General features: G+C 53.4%; 19 protein-coding genes. 6 read left to right on the top strand and 13 right to left on the bottom strand.

Features of this window, described 5'->3' with window-relative positions; genetic code table 11:
* Positions 1-66 precede the first annotated feature (66 nt).
* The 4 genes from MYS68_RS37060 to MYS68_RS37045 form a co-directional block, all read right to left on the bottom strand.
* A complete protein-coding gene (locus MYS68_RS37060; RefSeq protein ID WP_248930531.1) occupies positions 67-3,138 on the bottom strand; it encodes a hybrid sensor histidine kinase/response regulator in 3,072 nt (1,023 codons plus the stop codon).
* A gap of 10 nt (positions 3,139-3,148) precedes the next feature.
* Positions 3,149-4,258, bottom strand: a complete 1,110-nt coding sequence (locus MYS68_RS37055; protein WP_248930530.1) for a response regulator — start codon at positions 4,256-4,258, stop codon at positions 3,149-3,151.
* A gap of 176 nt (positions 4,259-4,434) precedes the next feature.
* Complete coding sequence (locus MYS68_RS37050) at positions 4,435-5,115, bottom strand: sulfite oxidase-like oxidoreductase (protein ID WP_248930529.1); 681 nt, start codon at positions 5,113-5,115, stop codon at positions 4,435-4,437.
* Positions 5,116-5,214: 99 nt separating this feature from the next.
* Positions 5,215-5,697 carry a GNAT family N-acetyltransferase gene (locus MYS68_RS37045; RefSeq protein WP_248930528.1) on the bottom strand — a complete coding sequence of 161 codons (483 nt, stop codon included), beginning with the start codon at positions 5,695-5,697 and terminating at the stop codon, positions 5,215-5,217.
* A 234-nt stretch (positions 5,698-5,931) separates the two neighbouring features.
* Between MYS68_RS37045 and MYS68_RS37040 the strand changes: the two genes are divergently transcribed.
* Positions 5,932-6,456: a Crp/Fnr family transcriptional regulator gene (locus MYS68_RS37040; RefSeq protein ID WP_248930527.1), complete on the top strand. Its 525-nt coding sequence runs from the start codon at positions 5,932-5,934 to the stop codon at positions 6,454-6,456.
* On the opposite strand, the gene hmpA is transcribed toward MYS68_RS37040, so the two are convergent.
* Positions 6,457-7,704, bottom strand: coding sequence for an NO-inducible flavohemoprotein (gene hmpA / locus MYS68_RS37035; protein ID WP_248930526.1), 1,248 nt, complete (start codon positions 7,702-7,704; stop codon positions 6,457-6,459). It lies immediately after the preceding gene.
* 180 nt (positions 7,705-7,884) lie between these two features.
* On the opposite strand from hmpA, the gene MYS68_RS37030 reads away from it, so the two are divergent.
* From MYS68_RS37030 to MYS68_RS37020, 3 genes are read left to right on the top strand one after another with little or no spacing between them, the layout of a single operon-like run.
* The gene (locus MYS68_RS37030; protein ID WP_248930525.1) at positions 7,885-8,688 is read left to right on the top strand and encodes a MerR family transcriptional regulator; all 804 of its coding nucleotides are present in this window, start codon (positions 7,885-7,887) and stop codon (positions 8,686-8,688) included.
* Positions 8,685-9,701: a hypothetical protein gene (locus tag MYS68_RS37025; protein ID WP_248930524.1), complete on the top strand. Its 1,017-nt coding sequence runs from the start codon at positions 8,685-8,687 to the stop codon at positions 9,699-9,701. Before MYS68_RS37030 ends, MYS68_RS37025 begins: the two co-directional genes overlap by 4 nt.
* Entirely contained in the window at positions 9,688-10,359 is a 672-nt protein-coding gene (locus MYS68_RS37020) for a VC0807 family protein (protein ID WP_248930523.1), read from the top strand. Before MYS68_RS37025 ends, MYS68_RS37020 begins: the two co-directional genes overlap by 14 nt.
* Before the next feature lie 20 nt (positions 10,360-10,379).
* Here MYS68_RS37020 and MYS68_RS37015 read toward each other — a convergent pair whose 3' ends face one another.
* The 4 genes from MYS68_RS37015 to MYS68_RS37000 all read right to left on the bottom strand — a co-directional run bounded on the left by MYS68_RS37015 (position 10,380) and on the right by MYS68_RS37000 (position 13,739).
* Positions 10,380-11,027 carry a GntR family transcriptional regulator gene (locus MYS68_RS37015; protein ID WP_248930522.1) on the bottom strand — a complete coding sequence of 216 codons (648 nt, stop codon included), beginning with the start codon at positions 11,025-11,027 and terminating at the stop codon, positions 10,380-10,382.
* 127 nt (positions 11,028-11,154) lie between these two features.
* Positions 11,155-12,273, bottom strand: a complete 1,119-nt coding sequence (locus tag MYS68_RS37010) for a cupin domain-containing protein (RefSeq protein WP_248930521.1) — start codon at positions 12,271-12,273, stop codon at positions 11,155-11,157.
* 32 nt (positions 12,274-12,305) lie between these two features.
* On the bottom strand, positions 12,306-12,791 hold the full coding sequence (locus tag MYS68_RS37005) for a DinB family protein (RefSeq protein ID WP_248930520.1): 486 nt from the start codon (positions 12,789-12,791) through the stop codon (positions 12,306-12,308).
* A 3-nt stretch (positions 12,792-12,794) separates the two neighbouring features.
* Positions 12,795-13,739 (bottom strand): fumarylacetoacetate hydrolase family protein, encoded by a 945-nt coding sequence (locus MYS68_RS37000; protein WP_248930519.1) that lies wholly within the window; start codon positions 13,737-13,739, stop codon positions 12,795-12,797.
* Between the two features lie 271 nt (positions 13,740-14,010).
* Between MYS68_RS37000 and MYS68_RS36995 the strand changes: the two genes are divergently transcribed.
* Positions 14,011-15,363: an MFS transporter gene (locus tag MYS68_RS36995; protein ID WP_248930518.1), complete on the top strand. Its 1,353-nt coding sequence runs from the start codon at positions 14,011-14,013 to the stop codon at positions 15,361-15,363.
* A gap of 141 nt (positions 15,364-15,504) precedes the next feature.
* Here MYS68_RS36995 and mdh read toward each other — a convergent pair whose 3' ends face one another.
* The 3 genes from mdh to citZ form a co-directional block, all read right to left on the bottom strand.
* On the bottom strand, positions 15,505-16,449 hold the full coding sequence (mdh, locus tag MYS68_RS36990) for a malate dehydrogenase (RefSeq protein ID WP_248930517.1): 945 nt from the start codon (positions 16,447-16,449) through the stop codon (positions 15,505-15,507).
* Positions 16,450-16,876: 427 nt separating this feature from the next.
* Entirely contained in the window at positions 16,877-18,172 is a 1,296-nt protein-coding gene (gene icd / locus MYS68_RS36985) for an NADP-dependent isocitrate dehydrogenase (protein WP_248930516.1), read from the bottom strand.
* Between the two features lie 129 nt (positions 18,173-18,301).
* The gene (gene citZ, locus MYS68_RS36980; protein WP_248930515.1) at positions 18,302-19,414 is read right to left on the bottom strand and encodes a citrate synthase; all 1,113 of its coding nucleotides are present in this window, start codon (positions 19,412-19,414) and stop codon (positions 18,302-18,304) included.
* A 380-nt stretch (positions 19,415-19,794) separates the two neighbouring features.
* Between citZ and MYS68_RS36975 the strand changes: the two genes are divergently transcribed.
* The gene (locus MYS68_RS36975; RefSeq protein WP_248930514.1) at positions 19,795-21,321 is read left to right on the top strand and encodes a Ppx/GppA phosphatase family protein; all 1,527 of its coding nucleotides are present in this window, start codon (positions 19,795-19,797) and stop codon (positions 21,319-21,321) included.
* Here MYS68_RS36975 and MYS68_RS36970 read toward each other — a convergent pair.
* On the bottom strand, positions 21,293-23,410 hold the full coding sequence (locus tag MYS68_RS36970) for an RNA degradosome polyphosphate kinase (protein WP_248930513.1): 2,118 nt from the start codon (positions 23,408-23,410) through the stop codon (positions 21,293-21,295). The two genes, MYS68_RS36975 and MYS68_RS36970, sit on opposite strands and share 29 nt — an antisense overlap.
* Positions 23,411-23,535 lie beyond the last annotated feature (125 nt).

Raw genomic sequence — 23,535 nt, 5'->3', positions numbered from 1 at the left:
AAACGACAACCTTCTCTCCCGCCATCCGGGAAAAGATTGCCGTTTCTCGTCTCTCGCCAGCTCCGCCTACACCGTCTGCATAAGACGGGCCCTCTCCGCTTCGGCCGGAATCGATACCGTTACTACCGTTCCGCCTCCCGGGGTGCTCTCCAGCTTCAGCTCCGAGTTATATTCGTATTTGAGCCGCTTCATAATATTTTTTAGCCCGACCCCCTGCGGGCCGCCGGTCTTCCGGCCGAGCAGCTGCTCCAACCGTTCGGGCTCAATGCCGACGCCGTCGTCTTCGATTTGAAAAATATAGCATCCCACAGCTGGGGCAGCCGTGATTTTTACCGTTCCCCCTTCGGTCCTGCCTCGTATCCCGTGCCGGATGGCGTTCTCGACGAGCGGCTGAAGGAGCAGCGGAGGAATCATGACTCCATGCATCGCGTCGGCGATGTCGTATTCGATCCGCAGGCGGTCCTTGAACCTCGCCCGTTCAATCTCTACATAAGAGCGGATCAGATTCAGCTCCTGGGCGAAGGTAGTCCGCTTCTGGACGTTGCTGAACCGGAAGCTGCCGCGCAAATAGTCGGCTAGATCGGTCGTCAGCTTGCGGGATTTTTCCTCATCCGTATAACTTAAAGCAACAATCGTATTCAGCACGTTGTACAAAAAATGAGGCTTGATCTGCGATTGAAGAAACGCCACCTCCAATTCGATCGCCTTTTCGAGCGAATCCTTCATCAGCAGAAGTCCTTTGATTCTCGCCTTCAGCTCCATCGTATCGAACGGCTTCGGCAAAAAATCGTTGGCCCCCGCCTCGAAGGCGGCGAGTTTATCCTGCGGCTGAACCGCCGTCGTCAACATCAGCACCGGCATTTCCAGCAAACTGTAGTTTTTGCGGATTTCCTGGCACACCTCATACCCCGTCATTCCGGGCATCATCAGATCCAATATCACGAGGTCGACCGCATTCGGCCTATTGATTTGCTCCACGGCTTCGAAGCCGTTTTTGACGGCAATGACATTGCAGCCAAGCGGCTTCAGTTCGTCGATTAATATTTTCAGGTTCGAAAAATGATCGTCCGCAATCAGAATCGTATGTTTTCCGCCATTTTCCGCATAAAAGGGGGTGTCGAACGAATAATCCGGATCCTGCTTCTCTTCGTCATAGACAGGCGTGTTCGTCCCTGCACCGCCTTCTTCTCCGGAGGATGGGAGGCTGAACGTAAACACTGTCCCTTCGCCCTCCGCAGACGAAACCGTGATCGTGCCGTTTTGCAGCTCGACCAGCTGTTTGACGATGGACAGTCCGAGTCCGAAGCTTTGGCCCGCGGAATCTTCAAACGTTTGGAACGGCTCGAAGATTCGTTCAAGATCGTGCCGGGCAATCCCTTTCCCCGTATCTTTAACGGCAATTTCAATCCTCGCCCCGGCGGCCCGCGCCGATACTTCAATGGTTCCGTATTCGGTATATTTGACCGCGTTATCGATCAAATTATTGAGTATTTGCCGGAAGCGGTTTTCGTCCGCCCATATTTTCGGCAAGTTTACCGGAACGTTGTTGATCAAGCGCACATTTTTGCCCATCGTCATAAATGAAAAAATCCGCAAAACGATGTCGACCGTCGAGCGCACATCGACCGGCACAGGCCGCACGGTCATGTCGCCTTGCTTCAGCTTGGACAAATCGAGGATGTCGAGCACAAGCTGGGATAGCTTTTTGCTGATGCTGACGACAAGCTCCATCTTCTCCTGCTGCTCCTTCGGCAGCGGATGGCGCCGGTCCTCAATCATCGACTGCGAAATGGTAATGACGCCGGCAAGCGGCGTTTTAAATTCATGCGACGTGCGGGAGAGAAAATCGTCCTTGAGTTTATCCGCATTCAGCAGTTGGACGGACAGCTGCTCGATCTTTTTAAACGCGTTGGAGAACCGAAGCGACATCATCAAGGCGAGCATCAGCAGAAACAGGAACACCTCGAAAGGAACGACGGAATGCAAGGGCAAATTGCTGTAAATGTTCAAGTTTTGTACCATTACGTAATGATTCAAGGCTACCGCGGCCGCTACCAAATACAAGCTGCCTTCCGCGCGGTGAAACGCCGCCAGCACGAACACATACATCGCATACAAAAACGGATAGGTGCCGTAAGCCGTCGTCACCATCAGCAGCGTTTGTTTATATGCCGTTTCGGCGAACTCCAGCCCGCACACGATCATGATCAGCCCCCAAACAATTCCCGCATAAATGAACCGCTTGGAGCAAAATGCCCGAAAGGCCGTGTACACATACAGCAAAAGCGCCATGCCTCCGGCGTAAACGGAAACGATCTGAATACGGATATAAAGCCAATACGGGATGGAGTTGAACAAGAACAGCAGCAATCTTTCGCCGCGCGTTGACAGAAACATCGCGATAAATACGCATAACAGGCCGAATGCGAGGAGTGAATAGTCTCTTTTTCGCTGGCTGTACAAGCCGATAAAATACAGTCCCATAATCAAAAAACAGCAGATGGATACGAGATCGTGGGCGATCGCGTTATCGCGCAAGCCGGAAATATGGGAAGAGTCGCCGAAGAAAATCGAATTCATAATGCCGCTGCTGGCTTGAAAATTGTAATTGGCCACCTGCACGACCAGCTCGTTCCAGCCCGGCTGCAACGTAAAGTAACTTACATACGGCTTGTTGCTTGCTTCGTACAGTTGCTTTCCCGCCGGGGTTCCGCTGGAACCGACGACAACGCCGTTGACGATGATGCGGTTGGACATTTGGATGGACAACGTCTTGATTCCATAGATGCGGCTCGCGTCATCGATACGGATCTGCAGCCGGTATGTGGCCATGCCAAGCGTATCCATCTGCGACGCCCATGAACCGGGCACGTTGATCAGCGACGACGGCAGAGCGCCGCGGCCGCCGGAAGCGGATTGCACTTGATTATGATCGACCAATTGTCCCGGGTAAAACTCCCATTCCCCGTCCAATGGAACGACGCCGTCTTCACCGAAGCTCCAGCCGCTCAGGTCCAAAAGACCGCCTGCGGCAACGGGCGCCTTTCGTTCATGTGACAGGATCGTTTGAAACAAGAAGCCGTATGTAGCCGCTAAAATGATGAGAGTTACGGCCGCAGCCGCCAATTTTTTTCGCATGACGTTCTCCTCAACCGGTCAAGGAAATATCCTTGTACAACCGGACCGTTTCTTCTTCGAGCTCCACGCCGAGATTTACCCGTACGGCGTGGTCCAGCTGGCGGAATACCTTCAAAGCTTCGTTGCGTTGGTCCGTGCTTGCATACAGCCGGATCAGCTCCCGGCCGTCCTTCTCGGAATCGGGCGAAAGCGCCAGTATGCGCTGCAAGCTGTCGGTCGCCTGGGGAACATTTCCGTTTCGCATAAAATGCTTGTGCATCGTTCTCAACGTTTCGATATATTTCGCTTTCAGCTCCTCCCGCTTCCACAGCGCCCAGCCGAAATCGCAGCCTTCCAAATATTCGCCGCGGTGCAGAGCGTTCAGCTTCTCATAAAGCCGCTCGTCCGGATTTCCCCCCGCTGCCGCCTTCTCCATAATGGCCGAAAATTCCGTCACATCGCTTTCGATGGCGTTCATTTCAATCACGTACCCTCGGCCGATTTTGTCCACCACCGCCTGAACTCCGCTCATCTGAAAAGTTTTCCGCAAATAAGAGATGCAGGTATACAAATACGTTCTCGCTTTGCTCAGCTCGGACTCCGGCCAAATCGATTCGATAATGGTGGCCGCGTCGATACGGCTGCCGCCGTGATGGAGCAGAAACGCGCAAAGCTCCTTTTCCTTGTTCGTTTTCCACGGGAGCAGGCCGTTTGCCGTTTGGATCTCGAACCCGCCCAGAAATCGCACGTATGTACCATTTTTCTCCGAAACATCGCCTGGAGCAACCTTCACGAGACGCGAAACGGTATTCCGCAGCCTCTCTTTCGTAAACGGCTTTAACAAATAATCTTCGGAGCGTATCTCGAACGCTTCCACCGCGTACTCGGAGTAAGCCGTCGTAAACACGATCTGGGTTTGCGGCTTGTTCGCCTTGATCCGTCTCGCCGCCTCCACCCCCAATATGCCGGGCATCTGGATATCCAAAAACACGGCGTCCACCTGGAGCTCCTCCAGCGAATCCAGCGCCTGAAGCGGGTTTGTAAATCTCCCGGCAACCGTGACGCCGCCGATCTCGCGAAGCAGAATTTCCAATATATCCAGCGCGCTTTCTTCATCGTCGATCAGCAAAACGCGTATCATAAATTCACTCCTTTTTCGGGCAGTAGGCCAAAATCAACCGTCAATTAGTCAATCGGTTTTTCATCAACGAATCTTAATATGTGCTGCCTCCGACGGATGCGACCAATTATTCCCAGACTCGTTAGCAGCGAAAAAAGCCGACTCCGCCGTCAGGCAGGTCAGCTTCCTTCCAAAGCTTAATCAAAATCCTTATGCTCCCATTCATCTTCGGGTATCGGCAGCGGCTCGCCGGAAAACCGCTGCTCCCGGAACGGATCGGCGTAATTGTGAAAACCGCTGCGCTCCCAAAATCCGGGCCGGTCTTCCTTCATAAATTCGAACCCGCGGATCCATTTCGCGCTTTTCCAAAAATACAAATGAGGCACGAGCAGACGCAGCGGTCCGCCGTGCTTGTCCGTCAGCGGTTTGCCGTCATATTCCCAGGCCAGCAGCACGTCATCCCGCAGCAAATCGGCCAAGGGCACATTCGTCTCGTAGTCCGGGTCGGCATGGACCATCACATACTTGGCATCCGCGCTGACCTCTAGACGCTCATAAAGATCGCGAAACCGAACCCCCTTCCACTGGGTATCCAGCTTGGACCAACGGGTCACGCAGTGAATATCGCAGCCAACCGTTGTATGGGGTAGCGAAGTCAGCTCCTCGTAAGTAAACGTCCGTTCCTCAGCAGCCTCGCCGGCAACCTTAAACCGCCACTGCGCCATATCGTATCGCGGCACATCGCCTTCGTGCAAAATCGGGAAGCGTTCGGTCACCACCTGGCCGGGCGGTACCCGGTGCGCCACCGCCGGATCCGGCACGGGTACCCTTGTCCGCTGAATCCGCTGCGCCTTGTCGCTCGCCCTTCCGTTCATCATCCACCGCTCCTTCGTGTTGTCATGGTTCCTTGCATCTCTCTATTTATGACAAAAAGGAACGTATCCGTCAAGCCGCAAATGCGGCATGGAACCCCCTCGTCAAATCGTGCAGGGCGGGTCCGAAGGACTCCACTCCATGGCGATATAGGGAAACTTTTCTTCGACCACCGCAAAACCTAATCGGCGGTAAAGCCGCTGGGCCGGATTGTTGAAGATGACGTGCAGGCCGATCGCCTTGCCCAATTGCCCTGCATGCTGCTGCAAAGATGTAAGCAGATGCGTTCCTATTCCCCGGCTTCGGTAGGCCGACAGCAAGGAAATATCGACAAGAATAATCGTTTGCTCCCTTTCAGCCGTAATGATCCGGCCGATTTTCTCCCCTTGATTCAAGATGATATGGTAAACCGCTTCCGGATATTGCAGCTTGTAGGACTGCCGCTGCAGCTCAAACTGCATGCTCATAAATGACTCGGCTTGCTCCTCCGCCCATCCGAACATGGAAACCTCCCCGCTTCGGGTATCGCAATATAACGCATACATAAACGGATCGTCTTCGGTGGAAGCCGGTAAAATCGTTATCATTTTCCCATCTCGTTCCTGTTGAATTTATCCGATACAATCGCAAAATCGCCGGGCCGCCAAAACCGGTGCACCCGGTTAACCGACTCCGTATCCTCTTTCTGCAAAATTTCCCATAAATCCTTCCGGGAAGTCGAATTTTTAATGTACACTGTAAAGAGGAGTTTTTCTTGCCGGCCGCAGCCAAAACAAAAAGCCCCGCCTTAAAAGCGGGAGCTTTCTATTAGAGGTGTAGATATGATTTTACATAAAGGAGAAACACTGTTTCGCCAAGGGGACACAGGCCCGCTATACCGGGTCGAAAGCGGGCTGCTCAAGATCGTCCGCCTTCACGAGGACGGCACCACGGTGCTCATCAATATCATCGTGCCCGGAGAGGTAATTCCGCACCATTCGTTGATTACCCCGATGCCTTATCATGGGACGGCCATTGCGCTCATAACAAGCGAGATCGACGTGCTGCCTTCGCATGAATGGTATTCCTCTCTGGCTAACGATCCGGAAAAAAACCGCGAGATCGCGCTGCTGCTGCAGACCAAGCTGCGCATGATGCAGCAGCGAATCGACCAGTTGACGCAGGTAACGCCCGCGGAAAAGCTGCGCAAGCTGCAGAGCTGGTTCGAAACGTATATCTCCCCCGCTGCCTTGACCGATGTGCTCACTCAGGACGAAATCGGCCAGCTCATTGGCCTGCGACGGGAGACGGTCAACCGGCTGCTCAGGGCTCAAGCCGCGGGCAATTGGACCAAGCGGGAATCGTAATTACCCGCGATTCCCCGCTGTCTGCTCCGTCTCCTCCAGGCTGCCGGCAGGACCGAAAAATTCATACCGGATGTCCGCCGCGGCGACTCCCCACATCTTCAACGCACGGTGGATAGCTTTCATAAACGGAATCGGGCCGCAGAAATAGAACGGGCCGTCCGCCGTCGGCACCACCGTTTGCAGCCACGGCAGGTCGATATAACCGTCTTTATCGTAATCGCCGGACGCTTTATCAAACGTCGTCGGTTTTTCATAGCAGAAGTAAACTTTCACCTGCGGATGGTTTGCTGCAATAGCCCGCACCTCGTCCTTCAGCGCATGAACGTCGCCGTTCAGCGCCGCATGAATAAACGTGACCGGACGCTGCGGCTCCTGCTCGACGAGCGTCTTCAGCATGCTCACCATCGGCGTCAGCCCGACTCCGCCGCTGATCAATACGGCAGGGCGAGCATCGCCGCGCTGCAGTGTAAAATCTCCGGCCGGAGCCGACAGCGGCAGCACGTCGCCTTCTTTAACCTTCTCGTGCAAATATACGGATACTTTGCCGGCAGGACGCCCCGAAACGGCATCCTCCCGCTTGACCGAAATACGGTAATACGGCTTCCCCGGCGCATCGGACAAGCTGTATTGGCGAATATGCGTATACTCCTCACCGGGAATTTCCAGCTTGACGCTGACGTATTGCCCCGGCTCAAACCCGGCTATCGCCCCGCCGTCCCGCGGCGCCAAATAAAACGAAGTGATAACGTCGCTTTCCTTCACCTTCCGCTCCACGACAAACTCGCGGAAACCGGACCAGCCTCCGTTCTGCCTTTCCGCCTGCTCGTACATCTCGGCTTCCACACCGATAAAGGCGTTCGCGATAACCCCATAAGCGTCCGCCCACGCCTGCAAAATCTCATCCGTCGCCGCGTCGCCCAGCACATCTTTAATCGCCGTCAGCAGCGTTTGCCCGACAATCGGATAATGCTCCGGTTTAATACCCAGACTGCGGTGCTTATGACCGATTTGCTTCACTGCCGGCAGGATCGCCGCCAGATTGTCAATATGCACAGCCGCGGCATAAACGGCATTTGCGAGCGCCGTCTGCTGCCGTCCCTGCTTTTGATTGGCGTGGTTGAAAATGTTCAGCAGCTCCGGATAATTCGTAAAAAGCAGCTGGTAAAACCGCTGCGTGATGGCCGTTCCGTGAATCTCCAGAACCGGCACCGTCGATTTGATGATTTGAATCGTTTTTTCCTGCAGCATAGCTTTCCCTCTCCTTTACCCTTTCATGTAATCTCTGTATTTAGTTTAGCGGGCGGGAAAGTCTCATCTTGTGATTGAAATCACAGCAAAAAGCAACGATCTGTGACGATGCAATAAGTTTAAAAAAAGATTTGCTCGTGACGTTACGTCACATAATACAATTGAATACGAGGTGAGACAATGCACAGCGAACATGAGCAGCTCTTCACGGTGGGCGAACTTGCGCGAAAGTGCGGTGTGACGGTTCGTACCTTGCAGTATTACGACAAAAGCGGGCTCCTGTGCCCGAGCGGATACAGCGAGGGCGGCCGGCGTTTGTACAGCAGGCGGGATATCATTCGTCTGCAGCAGATTCTTTTTCTAAAATCTATGGGTTTCTCTTTAGAGGAGATAAGTCAAAAAGTATTGCCGGCGGATTCGGCCGCCGAGCTGACGCAGGTCTTTAAAAATCAAAAAACGATATTGGCCCGGCAATTGGCTCAAATTCAACAAACGATCGCCCGGCTGGACAAAATCATGGAGGAAATACAATCCGGCAACGAAGTCGGAATTGAAAAACTCCTTATGATCACAAGGGCATCCCGGTCGGACAATCCTTACTTTTTTTTGCCCCGGCATATGTCCAAAGAGCAGATCGAGTATTTCATTCAACGGTTTGACGAGGATGGAACGTCTGATTTCAATAAAAAGCTGCTGGAATTTTCGGCAAAGCTCATTGATCTGCACGGGCGGAATGAGAAACCCGAAGGCGCGGAAGGCCAGCAATTGGCGGAGATGTGGTGGAACCTTGTCATGCTGAAGACCAAAGGGGATTTATCCTTAATCCATGATATTGGCTCCGTAATTATTAACGAGAACAATTGGCCGCAGGACGCCGCCGATTTGAAGGACGCTACGTTAACGTTTTTAAGAAAAGCCGTTCTAACGTATTTACGAAAAAACAATATAAAATTGCCCAAAAATCACGGAGGAATCGATAAATGAAGCGTAAAGGGGTTAATTATGACGTAGGCATTGAAACCGGCGGTTTTAATTTGCGGCCAACATGGTCTCGGCCAAAGTTCGATATCGAAGTTGTCAGCCGGGAGATCGCTATTATCAAAAATGACCTGAACTGCAATGCCATAAGGATATCGGGCACCGATCCCGACCGCTTGATGGCGGCAACGGAGATTGCGCTTGGACAAGATCTGGAGGTATGGCTGTCGCCGCACCTTCATGACAAAGATGCGGAAGAAACATTATCTTACACTATAGCATGCGCAGAGAAAGCGGAGCGGCTGCGCCCGCGTTTTTCGAAGCTGGTATTTGTTTTAGGCTGCGAATTAACCTTATTTATGCAGGGGTTATTGCCTGGAAATACGATCTTTGAACGAGTCGGCAGTCCCTCTTTTATGGATATCGTTAAGTCAGGGGGGCACAACAAGCTCCTCCGAGCATTTCTTTCCAAAGCAGTCAGGGGCGTCCGGAATGTGTATCAGGGAGAAGTGACGTATGCTTCCGCCCCGCTGGAAGCCGTAGACTGGAGTATGTTTGATTACGTGGGTCTTGATTATTATCGGGCTTCGCACAATAAACCTTCCTATGCCAACAAACTAAAATCTTTCCACAAGTGGAATAAACCTGTAATCGTCACCGAGTTCGGCTGCTGTGCTTATCAAGGAGCCGACCAGGCCGGAGGAAGAGGATGGATGATTGTGGAACACACAACTCCGAAGCGGCTTAACGGCGAATATGTGAGAGACGAGGCTCTGCAAGCGAGGGAACTCACCGAGCAGTTAACCATATTGGATGACGCGGGCGTGGAAGGAGCATTCGTATTTACGTTTATCGCTCCGGTATGGGTCCACGACAAAAGTCCGCTGTACGATCTCGACATGGCAAGCTACGCCTTGGTTAAAAGTTATGCGGACGGACGAGGAGAGCGCTACCCGGATATGACGTGGGAACCCAAACAATCCTTCGAAGCGGTAGCCCGCTATTATGCACAGCATTAGCCTGCCGACAGTCCGTCACAGCATGAATAAGGATGTGAAAAATAAAATGACTCATAGAGCGGAAATGAAACGGCACTACCGACAGTCGCTTATAAAGTTAATCCCGAGTCTGGTTATCAACTGGCTTATTCCAATAGTGTTGTATTCCTTTTTGCGAAGCTACGTGGCAACCGACACTGTCGCGCTGGCTATATCAGGGGCCGTTCCGACGCTTTGGGTGATGATCCAAATGTTTAGAATCCGCCGAATCGACTGGATCGGCCTGCTCGGGGCGGCAGGCTTTGGAGCAGCGTGCTTCATATCTTTTCTGTCAGGTGGAGAATCGCTGCCAATTAAGCTTTATCATCCGATTGTCGCTTGTTTGATTGGAGTAATAGCCCTGGTTTCTGTCGTTATTCAAAAACCTTTAGGACTGGTACTCATTCGTTCGTTGAAAATAGGCAATCCCGGGTTTTTCAATAGTCCGGCCGCACGTCGAAAATTTACGCTGGCTACGGTGATATTCGGCATGCTTCTTATCGTTGACGGGATCATACACGTCATTATGGCACTTTCATTATCGACAAGCGTGTTCCTGATCTGGTCGAAAATCGTTTCTCTGATTATGGCGGTCATATTATTTTTTGCCGTCCGACATATACTTTGGCAAAAAACATAATGACGGAGCCTCCCCGCCTGCTACTCAATATTCCACTTGCTTTTGATTTCATGGGCGGATCTTTCTTTATGCTTGCGCATGAGCTCCTGGGCGCTTTCCGCGTCTTTTTGCGCCAGCAGATTAAAGATCTGCCTATGCTCCTGATACGAGCCTTCCGTAAACTCCGCGTTGTTCTTGAACACGCTCCGGTACCGTTTGGAATGATCCCACAGATTAAAAATGATATCGTTCAGCCGCTTGTTCGGATTTTTCTCATAAATAAGCTGATGAAACTCCACATTCAGAAGACTGAAGTCTTCGAGCTCTTCAAGTTCGATCGCAAATGCTTGCTTCTTCAAGTTTTTCTCCAGCTTCTGCAGGTCGCTTTCGTCCAGATGCGGAGCTGCAAAATATGTGGCCAACGCTTCCAAATAAATGCGCAGCTGCAAAATTTCATTCAAGTCGTCATTGGAAACGGGCGCTACGATCGCTCCGCTGTGAGGGACAACTTCAACCAGCTTTTCGTTTTCCAGCACTTGAATGGCTTCTCTGACGGGTATCTCGCTGGTCACGAGCTCCTTGGCGAGCGAACCGATGTGAAGACGGTCGCCGGGCTTCAGCTCGCCGGATAATATATTTTCCTTCAGACGGTTATACACCATCTCTTTTTTCGTTTGAAAAGACTTCACCCGTGATCGCTCCCTCATGCCGCTTGCATGCACGTTTTTTCTAATTTTATAATATATCATATATAATTAACGGATGAAAGATAACATCTCCCCCTAATTGATGATGATCAGGGGGAGATGCGAAATATTATGGCAGCAAAGCTTGGAATTGATCCGTAACAGGCTGATGTCCGTTGTTTTCCGGGTACGCTTCCTCCCGCTGCAGGTCAAACCGCTCCATAATCGGCAGATCGCTTGTGGAGAACAAATAAGCGTCTTCGCCGGAGGACGCGACATGTTCATGCCAGGCCCAGTTCGGCACGACGAAGAAGTCGCCTTTCGACCAGTCGAAACGAACTCCGTCAATCACGGTGCAGCCCTCGCCCTTAAATACGTGGTAGATCGTTGAGCTGGTGTGCCGGTGCGCTTTGGAACGAAAGCCCGCCGGCAGCTTCTGCATCCAGGAAGCGATCGTCGGACAGGCCGTTTTGCCGGTTGAAGGATTGATGAACTCCACGGCGTATCCGTCGTAAGGGTCCGGTTCGTACCGGCTGAGTCCGTTCAGCGCGGCCAGCGTTTGCGGCCATTTGAACGACCCGAGCGGCGCCTTCTGCGGGGTGCGGTCGTGAATCGGACGAACAAGGCCTCCCGCGTAGCGGTTGATCGAATAGTTGTCCGGTTTTTCCGGCTGCTGAATATGCTCCGGATACGATTCGAAGAAGGTTCCGCCAAGGGCGAAAATCGTCGGGATATCAAGGCAGTCCATCCAGATCATCGGTTCGTTTCCGGGATGGCCGTGCCCATGCCACAATCCGCCCGGCGTCGTCAGGAAGTCGCCTTCCTCCATAAAAATGCGTTCTCCGTCCACGATCGAATAAGCTCCCGAGCCGCTTGTAATAAAGCGCAGCGCGCTTTGCGTATGCCGGTGCGAAGGAGCGGTTTCGCCCGGTAAAATCAATTGAACGGCGGCGTAAAGCGTCTGCGTAGTGGAAGCCCAACCCCACGGCTCGCGATGCTTCAGGCCCGGATTTTGCAAAAAGATGGCTCGCCGTTCTCCGCCCCGGTCCGGGGTGAAAATTTCTCTGGCCTCCATCAGCTTCTGGTACAGCGTCTCCCACTTCCAGAGATAAGGGGCGGCCTGCGGCGTAGGCTGCTTGTGCATCAAGGCAGGGATCGCATTCCACAGCGGGCCCAGATGAAACCTTTCAATTTCTTGATTGAAGTCTTTGACGATCTGACTTTGAAAAAACTCGTTTTTTTCTGCCATCCCGTTTACCCCATTTCGTAAAAAATTGGATTTCAGGCCCGAGCCCCGTACTGCGTCTTGTTTCTGCCAATTTGCTGCAAATGTTTATCCAGATGTTCAACGAGCAAATGATCGATAATAAATTGCACCGGCTTTGTCCCGAATCGCGGATTGCGGCTCGGCGATTCTATGGCGAGTTCGGCATCGGTAAGCTTTCCGAGTACATCTTCGGCCGTCTTCTTCGATCGTTCAATATGCTCGAGCACGGCTTGAAGCGAACGCTGATGCGCCCCGCTTACTGCAGCCAATCTGGCCTCGTCCTGCAAGCCGCGTCCCCATTCGATGCCGGGCGATTCCACCATTTTTTCGATTTCATTCAACCAATACGGAACAGCTTCTTCCACGTGGCATAAAACTTCCATAATGGACCAAACATCATCGGCCGGCTTCCAGTAGAGCAAATCCTCGGACAAGCCTTTGACCGCTTCGAGGATGCGGTCCGTCGTTTCGTTTATGGATGCGATCGCCTGTTTAGTCATCGCTTACACCACCTGCCCGACGGATTTGACTTTATTCTCCAGAACGCCGATTTTATCGATGGCTACTCGTACGATATCGCCGTCCTTTAAAAACACCTGAGGCTCGCGGGCGACGCCGACCCCGCCAGGAGTGCCGGTAAGCACGATATCTCCCGGTTCCAAAGTCATAAGCCCTGACAGAAACTCCACCAAATAAGGCACCGTAAATACCAAATTCCGCGTATTCGAACGCTGTCTCTCTTCCCCATTGACCGTCAAAACAACCTCCAGACCGGATGGTTCGCCGAGCTCGTCGGCTGTGACGAGCCAAGGTCCCATCGGCGCGCTGCCTTCGACCGTTTTTCCCTGCAGCCATTGAATCGTTCTTCTCTGGATGTCGCGGTATGTAACGTCATTGACGATCGTATAACCCGCCACGTAATCCAGCGCTTGTTCCCGGGAAATATTGCGCGCCCGCTTGCCGATAACAAAAGCGAATTCGGCCTCATAATCCAGCTGCTCGGAGATCGGGAAAAAAGGAATATCGTCCTGCGGACCGATGATCGTATTGCTGAATTTGGCGAAGATGACGGGATACAGGGGAAGCTCGCGGCCCATTTCGAGAATATGCTCGCGGTAATTGTGCCCGACGCAAACCATTTTTCCGGGATTCGGCAAAGGCGCCTCCAGCTTGACCTCCGAAGACGAATAAATCACCTTGCGCTTCAAGCTTGCTTGGGATTTGAGGGCGTAACTCACGGCTTCTTTCGCCAGCGCCAAACTTTGTTCCCCGCCCTGCAGAAACTCGGTCATGTTCGGCGGAATAAACGCCTCGGCGATTTGTTTGGCGCGCAGCCGCCCCTGCTGTTCCAGCATGGATTGATAGGCTCCATTTAAATCTACAATCTGTTCATCAACGAAACAACCCAGCCGGGAAGTTCCTTCAAACGTAAACGTAACTAAACGCATTACTTGCGCCTCCTTCGGTTTGAATCAAGCTCTATATATTCATATATCATATATAATATATTTAGTACAGTGATTTTTTTTGAGGGTGTTGGAATGAACTTGGTTGACACCATATATAATATATTATATATTAACTCTTGTTCAAACAGATATGATTCCTCTAATACTCGAGTTATTGCATTTAGGAGGCGGTTGTTCCATGAGATGAACACGTTTACATATTGCCGTTCTTTAAAAAGCGGAATGTATCATTTTCGGGGAGGCAACATGCATGAAAGTCATCAACCTTCAACAAATCATTGATGCAAGCAAATTAAACCGCTTTCATCTGAGCTTGTTATTATGCTGCATATTTATCATCGTTTGTGACGGATACGACATGTTTATGCTTGGGGCGATTATCCCGGCCTTGATGAAAGAATGGCATATTACGCCGATTGAGGCCGGAGCCTTGAGCAGCTATGCGCTCGTCGGCATGATGTTCGGAGCGTTGATTTTCGGGCCGGTCGCGGACCGGATCGGGAGGAAAAATGTCATCCTGCTCTGCACCGTCGTTTTTTCCGTTTTCACCTTTACCTCCGGTTTTGCAGGCGGAGCGGCATCGTTCGGGGCTCAGCGGTTTATTGCGGGGCTTGGATTGGGCGGTGTTATGCCGAATCTGATCGCGCTCGTCACCGAGTATTCCCCGGCCAAATACCGCAGCACCCTGGTCTCCGTTATGTTTAGCGGCCATGCTCTGGGCGGGGTCGTCGCATCGCTTTTGGCTATCTATTTGATGCCCGGTTTCGGCTGGAGATCCGTCGTTTGGCTTAGCGCGGTTCCGTTGGTCCTCATCCCTGTCTTGTTCAAAGCGCTGCCGGAATCTCTTCGTTTTTATGTGTTAAAAAATCAGACCGATAAGGTGCTGAGTATACTTAACCGGCTTCAGCGGGATCATGTATACGGGCCAGGCGATCGGCTCGAGCATACATTTGCCGAAAAAAACGCAGGGTTCCCGGTTAAGGAATTATTTAGGGAAAACCGCGCTTTCAGCACCGTTTTGTTTTGGATTTCTTTTTTTATGTGCCTGCTGGTCATGTACGGTTTAAGCACGTGGCTGCCCAAGCTGATGCAGGGCGCCGGTTATGAGCTCGGATCGAGCCTGACCTTTTTGATAACGCTTAATGCAGGTGCGGTTATCGGAGCGATTGGCGGAGGAAAATTGGCGGACCGGTTCGGGGCGAGAAAAGTGCTCGTTATCTTTTTCTTTATCGCGTTTCTATCTCTGCTGCTGTTAAGCTTTAAACCCGGCATGCTGCTGCTGTATGTTTTGCTGGCGGTTGCCGGCGGCACGACGACGGGTTCGCAAATTATAGCCAACAGCTACGTCTCGCAGTTTTATCCTGCGGAAATGCGTTCGACCGGAATCGGATGGGCGTTGGGCATAGGCAGGCTTGGAGGAATTATGGGGCCGACGCTCGGCGGTGTATTATTAAGCCTGAATCTTCCGCTGCAGATGAACTTTTTGTCTTTCGCCGTCCCTTGCGTCATCTCGGCTTTGGCCATTTTGCTCGTTCAGGAAAAGTTCGGGCAGCACGCCCGGAGGTTCGGCCCCGCGGCGCGCAGCGATCTGCATATGAGCTAGAACAGAAGCTTTTCCGGACTGCCGGAAAACGATTTTCGGCAGATCTGCTCCGGCCTGTGCGCGAGGGCAGCAAAAACGGCGGAAAAAAGCGAACGAACCGTGCAGCTCCCGAAGCTGCACGGTTCGTTTATGTGAGCGATATTACTCGCCGGTTACGATTTTGATGACGTTGCGTACGGATTGAGCGGACTTGTCGAGAGCCGCTTTTTCCTCCGGAAGCAGCTCGAGCTCGAACACTTTCTCGATGCCGCCCCCGCCGAGCAGGGTCGGAACGCCCATAAACAGGTTGTCGTACCCGTATTCGCCTTCCAGCAAGGCGATGGAAGGCAGGATGCGCTTCTTGTCCTTAAGGATCGCTTCCGTCATTTGCACGAGGGAAGCCGCAGGAGCGTAATACGCGCTGCCGTTGCCGAGCAGGTTGACGATTTCGCCGCCGCCGGTACGGGTCCGCTGTACAATCGCTTCGATGCGGTCGGCCGGAATCAGCTTCTCGATCGGGATGCCCCCGACGTTGGAGTAACGAACGAGCGGAACCATATCGTCTCCGTGACCGCCGAGCACGAAGCCGCGCACGTCTTCTACAGATACGTTCAGCTCCTGCGCGATAAACGTGCAGTAGCGGGCCGTATCCAGCACGCCGGACTGGCCGATGACGCGGTTTTTCGGGAATCCGAGCGCTTGGTAGGCGACGTAAGTCATGGCGTCAACCGGGTTGCTCAAGATGATCACGATCGAATCCGGGCAATAGGTTTTCACGTTTTCGCAAACGGATTTCACAATGCCGGCGTTCGTGTTCACGAGGTCGTCGCGGCTCATGCCCGGTTTGCGGGCAATCCCTGCGGTGATGATGACGATGTCGGAGCCGGCCGTTTCTTCGTAGCTGGAAGTGCCGACGATATTCGCGTCGAAGCCTTGCACCGGGGAAGCCTCGAGCATGTCGAGCGCTTTACCTTTTGTAGGGTTTTCCAATTGCGGGATGTCAACGAGCACAACGTCTCCGAGCTCTTTTTGCGCAAGCATCAGCGCTGTCGTCGCACCGGTGAAACCCGCACCGACAACCGTAATTTTTTTACGACGGATGGCCATGGCAATAACCTCCAAATTATAGGTTGTGTTGCTTGGAACCGCGGATGTGGCTGGCCTGCTTTGCTTTTGCAGAGTTCCAGCCAATCATGCCATTCCAGCGTGTTCCCGACATTTAGCGGAACTGTGTTCCTCTAGTACCAGCGTCTCCCCGTCTCCGTGAATAAATGACTCTTTTCGCACTCAGCAACCCCGGTAGTCTCTTGATGTATCGCACCTCTAGAAAGCCGCTACGCCCCAATTATCTGCCCCTGACGTGCACGCAAGAGAGCGGGTCCAAGCGAGCCTTGCGACAGCAAGGCAATGCGCAGGACGAAAAGCGGGCCCCCTAACCAACCTGCCATCGAAGAGACAACTTTCGTCGTCCAGGGGGCGAAACCCTTGGGGTCCCCCTCTGTAGAGGGGGATTTAGGGGGTGTGCCCCACCGGCTTACATATTCGCAATAATCTGGTTAGCAAACTCCGAGCACTTCACTTCGGTTGCGCCTTCCATCAGGCGGGCGAAGTCGTAAGTGACGGTTTTTTTGTTGATCGAAGTTTCCATGCCTTTGTAGATCAGCTCAGCGGCTTCCAGCCAGCCGAGGTGCTCAAGCATCATAACGCCGGACAGGATGACCGAACCCGGGTTCACGACGTCCAGACCTGCGTACTTCGGAGCCGTACCGTGAGTCGCTTCGAAAATCGCGTGGCCTGTCACGTAGTTGATGTTGGCGCCCGGCGCGATACCGATGCCGCCGACTTGTGCTGCCAAAGCGTCGGACAAGTAGTCGCCGTTCAGGTTCAGCGTCGCGATGACGTCGAAGTCGGTCGGACGAGTGAGCACTTGCTGCAGCGCGATGTCGGCGATAGCGTCTTTTACGACGATTTTGCCTGCTGCTTCAGCCGCTTTTTGAGCTGCGTTCGCTGCGTCGGTGCCTTGCTCGGCTTTGATTTTGTCGTATTGCGCCCAAGTGAACGTTTTGTCGCCGAATTCGCGCTCGGCCAGCTCGTAACCCCAGTTTTTAAACGCGCCTTCGGTGAACTTCATGATGTTCCCCTTATGTACCAGGGTCACGCTCTTGCGGTTATGCTTGATTGCGTATTCGATAGCGGAGCGGATCAGGCGCTCGGAACCTTCCTTGGATACCGGCTTGATGCCGATACCGGACGTTTCCGGGAAGCGGATCTTTTTCACGCCCATTTCCTTTTGCAGGAATTCGATCACTTTTTTCACTTCGGCGGAGCCTTCTTGGTATTCGATGCCCGCATAGATATCTTCCGTGTTTTCACGGAAAATAACCATGTCGACGAGTTCAGGGCGTTTTACCGGGGAAGGTACGCCGTTGAAATAACGAACCGGACGCAAGCACACGTACAGATCAAGCTCCTGGCGCAGCGCCACGTTCAGGGAACGGATACCGCCGCCGACCGGAGTCGTCAAAGGCCCTTTAATAGCGACGATGTACTCGCGGATCGCGGTCAGCGTGTCGCCGGGAAGCCAGTTGTTGTATTGGTTGAAAGCTTTTTCGCCGGCAAACACTTCGTACCATGCGATTTTTTTCTCGCCTTTGTAAGCTTTCTCTACAGCTGCGTCAAGCACGCGTTTGGAGGCAGCCCAGATGTCGGAGCCCGTGCCGTCGCCTTCGATGAACGGGATGATCGGGTTGTTAGGCACCTGCAATTGGCCGTCTTTAATCGTAATGCGTTCGCCTTCCGTAGGCAATGCGTAAGATTCGAATTGTGGCATGTCGAAAATTCCTCCTAATTTGGATGTGAGCAAAATGGAACGGGAGTTCCAGCGGACCGCCGCATACGCAGGAGCAAACTCCCGCGCAGCGATGCCTGCCGAACAGCCCGTTTTTATTAGAAAAATGGATTAACGCTGGTCGATCGGAACGTATTTCTGCTGGGAAGGACCCGTATATTCCGCACGAGGACGGATCAGACGGTTGTTTTCGTATTGCTCAAGAATGTGCGCCGTCCAGCCGGAGCAGCGGCTTACCGCGAAAATCGGCGTGAACAGGTCGCGCGGAATTTCAAGCGACGTATATACCGAAGCGGAGTAGAAATCGACGTTCGGCTTCAGCCCTTTTTGCCCGGTAACGAGGTCTTCGATCTTGATGGACATCTCGTACCATTTCAGGTTGCCGGTCAGCTTGCCGAGCTCCTGGGACATCTTTTGCAGGTGCTTCGCGCGCGGGTCGCCGTTTTTGTAAACGCGATGGCCGAAGCCCATGATTTTGTCCTTGGCCGCCAGCTTGGCATTGATGTAGTTCTCGACGTTGTCGACAGTGCCGACTTCTTCCAGCATCGCCATAACCGCTTCGTTAGCGCCGCCGTGCAGCGGCCCTTTCAAGGCGCCGATCGCGGAAGTTACGCCGGAGTAAATGTCGGACAGCGTAGCGACGGTCACGCGCGCCGCGAATGTAGAAGCGTTCAGCTCGTGATCCGCATGCAGCACGAGAGCCTTGTCCAAAGCTTCGATAGCGACCTTGTCCGGATCTTTGCCGGTGAGCAGGTACAGGAAGCTTTCGGAGATGGAGCCGAACTTCTTCGGAGCAAGAGGTTCTTTGCCTTCGCGAATGCGGGCGAATGCCGCGATGACGGTCGGAATTTGCGCTTGCAAACGAATCGCCTTGCGAAGATTCGCTTCCTTGCTCATGTCCTGAGCTTCCTCATCGTACAAAGCGAGGCTCGAAACCGCCGAGCGAAGCGCCGCCATCGAGTTGGCGTCCTTCGGATATGTTTTTAATTGGTCGATCACCGCACCCGGGATCGCTGCATACTCGTTAAATTGGCTGATCAGCCCGCTCAGCTCCGTGCGGTTCGGCAGCTTGCCGTACCACAGCAAGTAAGCGACTTCCTCGAAAGTTGCATTTTCCGCCAAATCATCAATGTTATAACCGCGATAAGTCAGCACGCCGTCAATAATCGAGCTGATGGACGACTCCGCTGCGACAATACCTTCCAAACCTTTGGTCGCTGTCAATGCAATCTCTCCTTTGGCATACGAATTAGGCTGAATCCGCGCCTTCTTTCCATTCGCCGGATCCCTGCCCGAACGGTCTTTCAACTGTTACATAACTTAACATAACATCAGAGATGTTTGTCGCTAAACTTTATGATAAAGGATTTGGTAACCAAAGTGAACAAAATCGGCATAAAACTTAGTTATCACTACTATTAAAAAATGTTTTTCGCCATTTTTCCACGATAAAAGCTTTTTCTAATTGCTGCTAAAATATACAAACTTCTTCCCAATTCCGGGAAGACCTGCGAGTCGAATATTTGCGCCTTTTCAAAACGATGATAAAATAAGGATATTGTACATCATTCGTCACGGACTCTCGCTTTTGGAGGATACCTGCCTTGAACACCCGGCGTACCGGCATTATCGACATCGGCTCCAACTCCGTTCGGCTCGTCATCTATGAAATCGTTCCCCCGTCGGCTTACCGGGTCATTCACGAATTCAAAGAATCGGCCCGGCTCAGCCAGCGCATCGGAACGGATGGAGCGCTCGCAGAACAAGACATCTTCAGCCTCGTTCGCATTTTACAGCAATTCCAGCAGATTTGCCATGCCAACGATACTTTCGAAATACGGGCCGTCGCGACGGCGGCGATCCGCAATGCAGCCAACTCCGATCAAATTCTGGGCATGCTGCGGGCGCTGTCCGGAATGGACGTACAGCTGCTTTCCGGCTACGACGAAGCACGCATCGGCTTTATCGGCGTCATCCGCACGATGGACATCGCGGACGGCATTTTGGTCGATATCGGGGGCGGCAGCACCGAAGTATCGGTGTTCCGAAACCGCAATCTGGTGCGGAGCGTCTCGTTCCCGTTCGGCGCCGTCAATACGGCGAAGCGGTTTTCGGACGACGGGAATTTCCCGCAGGCCGCCCTGCAAAGCATTCGCTCGATGGTCGAAAAAGCGATCGACACCGAGCCGTGGATTCGCGAGCATCCGGGCATGCCCTTGGTCGGCTTGGGCGGTACGATGCGCAATCTGTGCAAAATCAGCCAGCGCCGGCGCAAATATTCTTTGCCGCAAACGCACAACTACATGATCGATGCGGCCGAAATGGACGATATGGCCGGATGGATTTGCGCCATGCCGGCGGACAAGCGCAAAAAAATCGACGGCTTGTCCAAAGACCGCTTCGATATTATCGTTCCGGGCGTGACCATACTGCAGACGATTTTCCGCGCGGCGGGCGCTTCGCATTACGTGGTGAGCGGCGCAGGCCTCAGGGACGGCCTGTTCTACGAGCACGTGCTGCCCGCGCAGGGCGAGGCGGCGCAAATCCTCGAGCGGAGCGCGCACAATCTGCTGGCGCTTCATCCGTCCGCGCCGAAACGGCACGCGGAGCAGGTCAGCCGCATGGCCGGCATCCTGTTTGATGCGCTGCGGCCGCATCATGGGCTGCCCGTCCGCTACCGCACGCTGCTGCAGGCTGCCGCTTTGCTGTACCGGATCGGCGTCTCGGTCAATTTTTACCATTATGCCAAGCATTCCTTTTATTTGATCGCCCATTCGCGGCTTGACGGGCTCACGCATCGCGAAGCGCTGCTGTGCGCGCTCATCGCCTCGTATAAAACGAAGAAGCGCACGCTGCAGCAGATTGCGAAATACAGAGACATTTTGCTGGAAACGGACACCGATTTGATCGCGCTGCTCGGCAGCCTGCTGCAGCTTGCCGCGGCGCTGGATTTCAGCGAAACGCAGCCGGTGGCGCTGCTGGAAGCGGGTCTGCGGGAGAAGGAGCTTCAGCTGCTCCTTACAACAAAACATGCCCCCGATCTCGAAATCCGAGAAACGGAGGCGTTGCGGAAAGATTTTAAAAAGACATGGGATGTGGCCTTCACGCTTCATGTGAGGTCTGGCGCTTAACGCGCCCGTGTTTCCAAGAGCCGATCTTCATCGCCTTAAACTGGCTGCGAAGCGGCTCTTCTTGCGTTTCCACCCGCGCGTACATGCCGTTGGGCTGCAAAATTCGCGCTTTGACGTTATCGTGCAGGCTCAGCTGCAAAATGCGGATCAGCTCTTGCTGCAGCCGATCGTTGAACACCGGGCAGATCAGCTCGATCCGCCGGGTCAGGTTCCGCGTCATCCAGTCGGCGCTCGACAAATACAGCTCCGGATCGCCGCCGTTTTCAAAATAAATGATGCGCGAATGCTCGAGAAAACGGTCGACGATGCTGCGCACCGTAATGTTTTCACTTAGGCCCTCGACGCCGGGCCGCAGGCAGCATACGCCGCGTACGATCAGGTCGATTTTCACGCCCGCCTGCGAAGCGGCATACAGCTCGTCGACCATCTGCTGGTTCGACAGCGAGTTCAGCTTGGCGATGATATGCGCCTTCCTGCCCGCCGCGGCGTGCTCCGCTTCCCTGCGGATGAGCGCAAACAGCTTATCCTTCATGTCGGTCGGCGCCACGCCGAACGCCTGCCATTCATGCGGCGACGAATAGCCGGTAATTTCGTTGAACAAGGCCGACGCATCCTCGCCGATGACGGTATCCGCGGTGAACAGGCCGATGTCCGTATACAGCTTGGCCGTGTTGTCGTTGTAGTTGCCGGTGCCGACATGCACGTAGCGGCGCAAGCCGTCCTCTTCCTGGCGGACGACAAGCGTGATTTTGGCGTGCGTCTTGAGACCGACGAGGCCGTACACGACGTGGCAGCCGGCCTGCTCCAGCTTGCGCGCCCACGCGATGTTGCGCTCCTCGTCAAAACGCGCCTTCAGCTCGACGACGACCGTCACCTGCTTCCCCGACTCCGCGGCGCGGGCGAGCGCCTGGATGAGCGGCGAATTGCCGCTGACGCGGTACAGCGTCATTTTGATCGCCAGCACCTTCGGGTCGTAGGCCGCCTGGCATATAAAATCCGTCACCGCGTCGAACGACTCGTACGGATGATAAACAAGCACGTCGGTTTCCCGCAGCTTCTCAAATACATCGTCCGTGTCGAGCAGCTCCTTCGGGTACTCCGGCTCGACCGGCGGGTAGCGCAAATGTTCGAAACCGGTCAGCGAACCGGCCCATTTCATCAAATACGTCAGATCGAGCGGCCCGTCGATTTCAAAAATATGCTCGGTCAACTCGAACTCTTCCTGCAGCACTTCCAGCGCATAAGGGTGAATCCCCTGCTGCACCTCGAGCCGCACCGGAGCGCCCCAGCGGCGGCGGCGCAGCTCCTTCTCAATCTCCTCCAGGAGATCCTCAGCGCCTTCCTCGTTCAGCGTAAGGTCGGCGTTGCGCGTAATCCGGAATCCGTGCACCGCAATAGGCGTATAGCCGCTGAACAACGTGTGAATATGCTGCGTAATCAAATCTTCCATCAGGATATATTCCTGCTTTTTGCTGTTTGAACGGGTCGGCACCGCAATGTGGCGCGGCAAATTCGACGGCACCTGAACGATGGCGAAATACGGCTCCTCCCCTTCGTCTTCCCCGTCTAGCCGCAGCACGACAGCCAAATACACCGCCTGCGTATGAACGAGCGGAAACGGACGGCTCTGGTCGACCGCCATCGGCGTCAGCACCGGAAAAATAATATCGTGATAATACGAATCCATCGCTTTGCGCTGGCTCGCCGTCAAGCTTTCGTAATCGGTAAAAATAAGCCCTTCCTTGGCCAGCAAACGGGAAATTTCGCGGAACGTCTTGTACTGCTCGGATACTAATTTGGTCGCCCGCTTCATGATGCGTTTGAGAAGTCCGGCCGGCGTGTAGCCGGTAAAGTCCTTTTTCAAATACCCGGCCTTGAGTTGATCCTTGATCCCCGCGACACGCACGCTCATAAATTCATCGAGGTTCGACGATACAATCGATAAAAATTTCACCCGTTCCAGCAGAGGTGTACTCGGGTCCTGCGCCTCCTCCAGCACGCGCCAATTGAATTCGATCCAACTCAAATCGCGGTTGATGTAGATCGACGACGATTCTCGGGATACTGACTCTTTTACGGCGATTGTCATGGAAACCCCCACTTTAATTTGGCGAAAAACGACATATTCCGATACGTTTGTCACTATTTCTTACTTTCATTTTACTATGCCCGGATAAGCTTCGACAACAAGTTCAACCTGCGCCCTTATGTTAA

This window comes from Paenibacillus hamazuiensis, from assembly GCF_023276405.1.
Lineage (GTDB): Bacteria > Bacillota > Bacilli > Paenibacillales > NBRC-103111 > Paenibacillus_AF > Paenibacillus_AF hamazuiensis.
This window is presented reverse-complemented; position numbering and strand designations above follow the sequence as displayed.

What these genes read in the sequence shown, in the direction of transcription:
- MYS68_RS37060 (WP_248930531.1), bottom strand. Translation starts at nt 3,138, where the DNA reads ATGCGAAAAAAATTGGCGGCTGCGGCCGTAACTCTCATCATTTTAGCG.
- MYS68_RS37055 (WP_248930530.1), bottom strand. Translation starts at nt 4,258, where the DNA reads ATGATACGCGTTTTGCTGATCGACGATGAAGAAAGCGCGCTGGATATA.
- MYS68_RS37050 (WP_248930529.1), bottom strand. Translation starts at nt 5,115, where the DNA reads ATGATGAACGGAAGGGCGAGCGACAAGGCGCAGCGGATTCAGCGGACA.
- MYS68_RS37045 (WP_248930528.1), bottom strand. Translation starts at nt 5,697, where the DNA reads ATGATAACGATTTTACCGGCTTCCACCGAAGACGATCCGTTTATGTAT.
- MYS68_RS37040 (WP_248930527.1), top strand. Translation starts at nt 5,932, where the DNA reads ATGATTTTACATAAAGGAGAAACACTGTTTCGCCAAGGGGACACAGGC.
- hmpA (WP_248930526.1), bottom strand. Translation starts at nt 7,704, where the DNA reads ATGCTGCAGGAAAAAACGATTCAAATCATCAAATCGACGGTGCCGGTT.
- MYS68_RS37030 (WP_248930525.1), top strand. Translation starts at nt 7,885, where the DNA reads ATGCACAGCGAACATGAGCAGCTCTTCACGGTGGGCGAACTTGCGCGA.
- MYS68_RS37025 (WP_248930524.1), top strand. Translation starts at nt 8,685, where the DNA reads ATGAAGCGTAAAGGGGTTAATTATGACGTAGGCATTGAAACCGGCGGT.
- MYS68_RS37020 (WP_248930523.1), top strand. Translation starts at nt 9,688, where the DNA reads ATGCACAGCATTAGCCTGCCGACAGTCCGTCACAGCATGAATAAGGAT.
- MYS68_RS37010 (WP_248930521.1), bottom strand. Translation starts at nt 12,273, where the DNA reads ATGGCAGAAAAAAACGAGTTTTTTCAAAGTCAGATCGTCAAAGACTTC.
- MYS68_RS37005 (WP_248930520.1), bottom strand. Translation starts at nt 12,791, where the DNA reads ATGACTAAACAGGCGATCGCATCCATAAACGAAACGACGGACCGCATC.
- MYS68_RS37000 (WP_248930519.1), bottom strand. Translation starts at nt 13,739, where the DNA reads ATGCGTTTAGTTACGTTTACGTTTGAAGGAACTTCCCGGCTGGGTTGT.
- MYS68_RS36995 (WP_248930518.1), top strand. Translation starts at nt 14,011, where the DNA reads ATGAAAGTCATCAACCTTCAACAAATCATTGATGCAAGCAAATTAAAC.
- mdh (WP_248930517.1), bottom strand. Translation starts at nt 16,449, where the DNA reads ATGGCCATCCGTCGTAAAAAAATTACGGTTGTCGGTGCGGGTTTCACC.
- icd (WP_248930516.1), bottom strand. Translation starts at nt 18,172, where the DNA reads ATGCCACAATTCGAATCTTACGCATTGCCTACGGAAGGCGAACGCATT.
- MYS68_RS36970 (WP_248930513.1), bottom strand. Translation starts at nt 23,410, where the DNA reads ATGACAATCGCCGTAAAAGAGTCAGTATCCCGAGAATCGTCGTCGATC.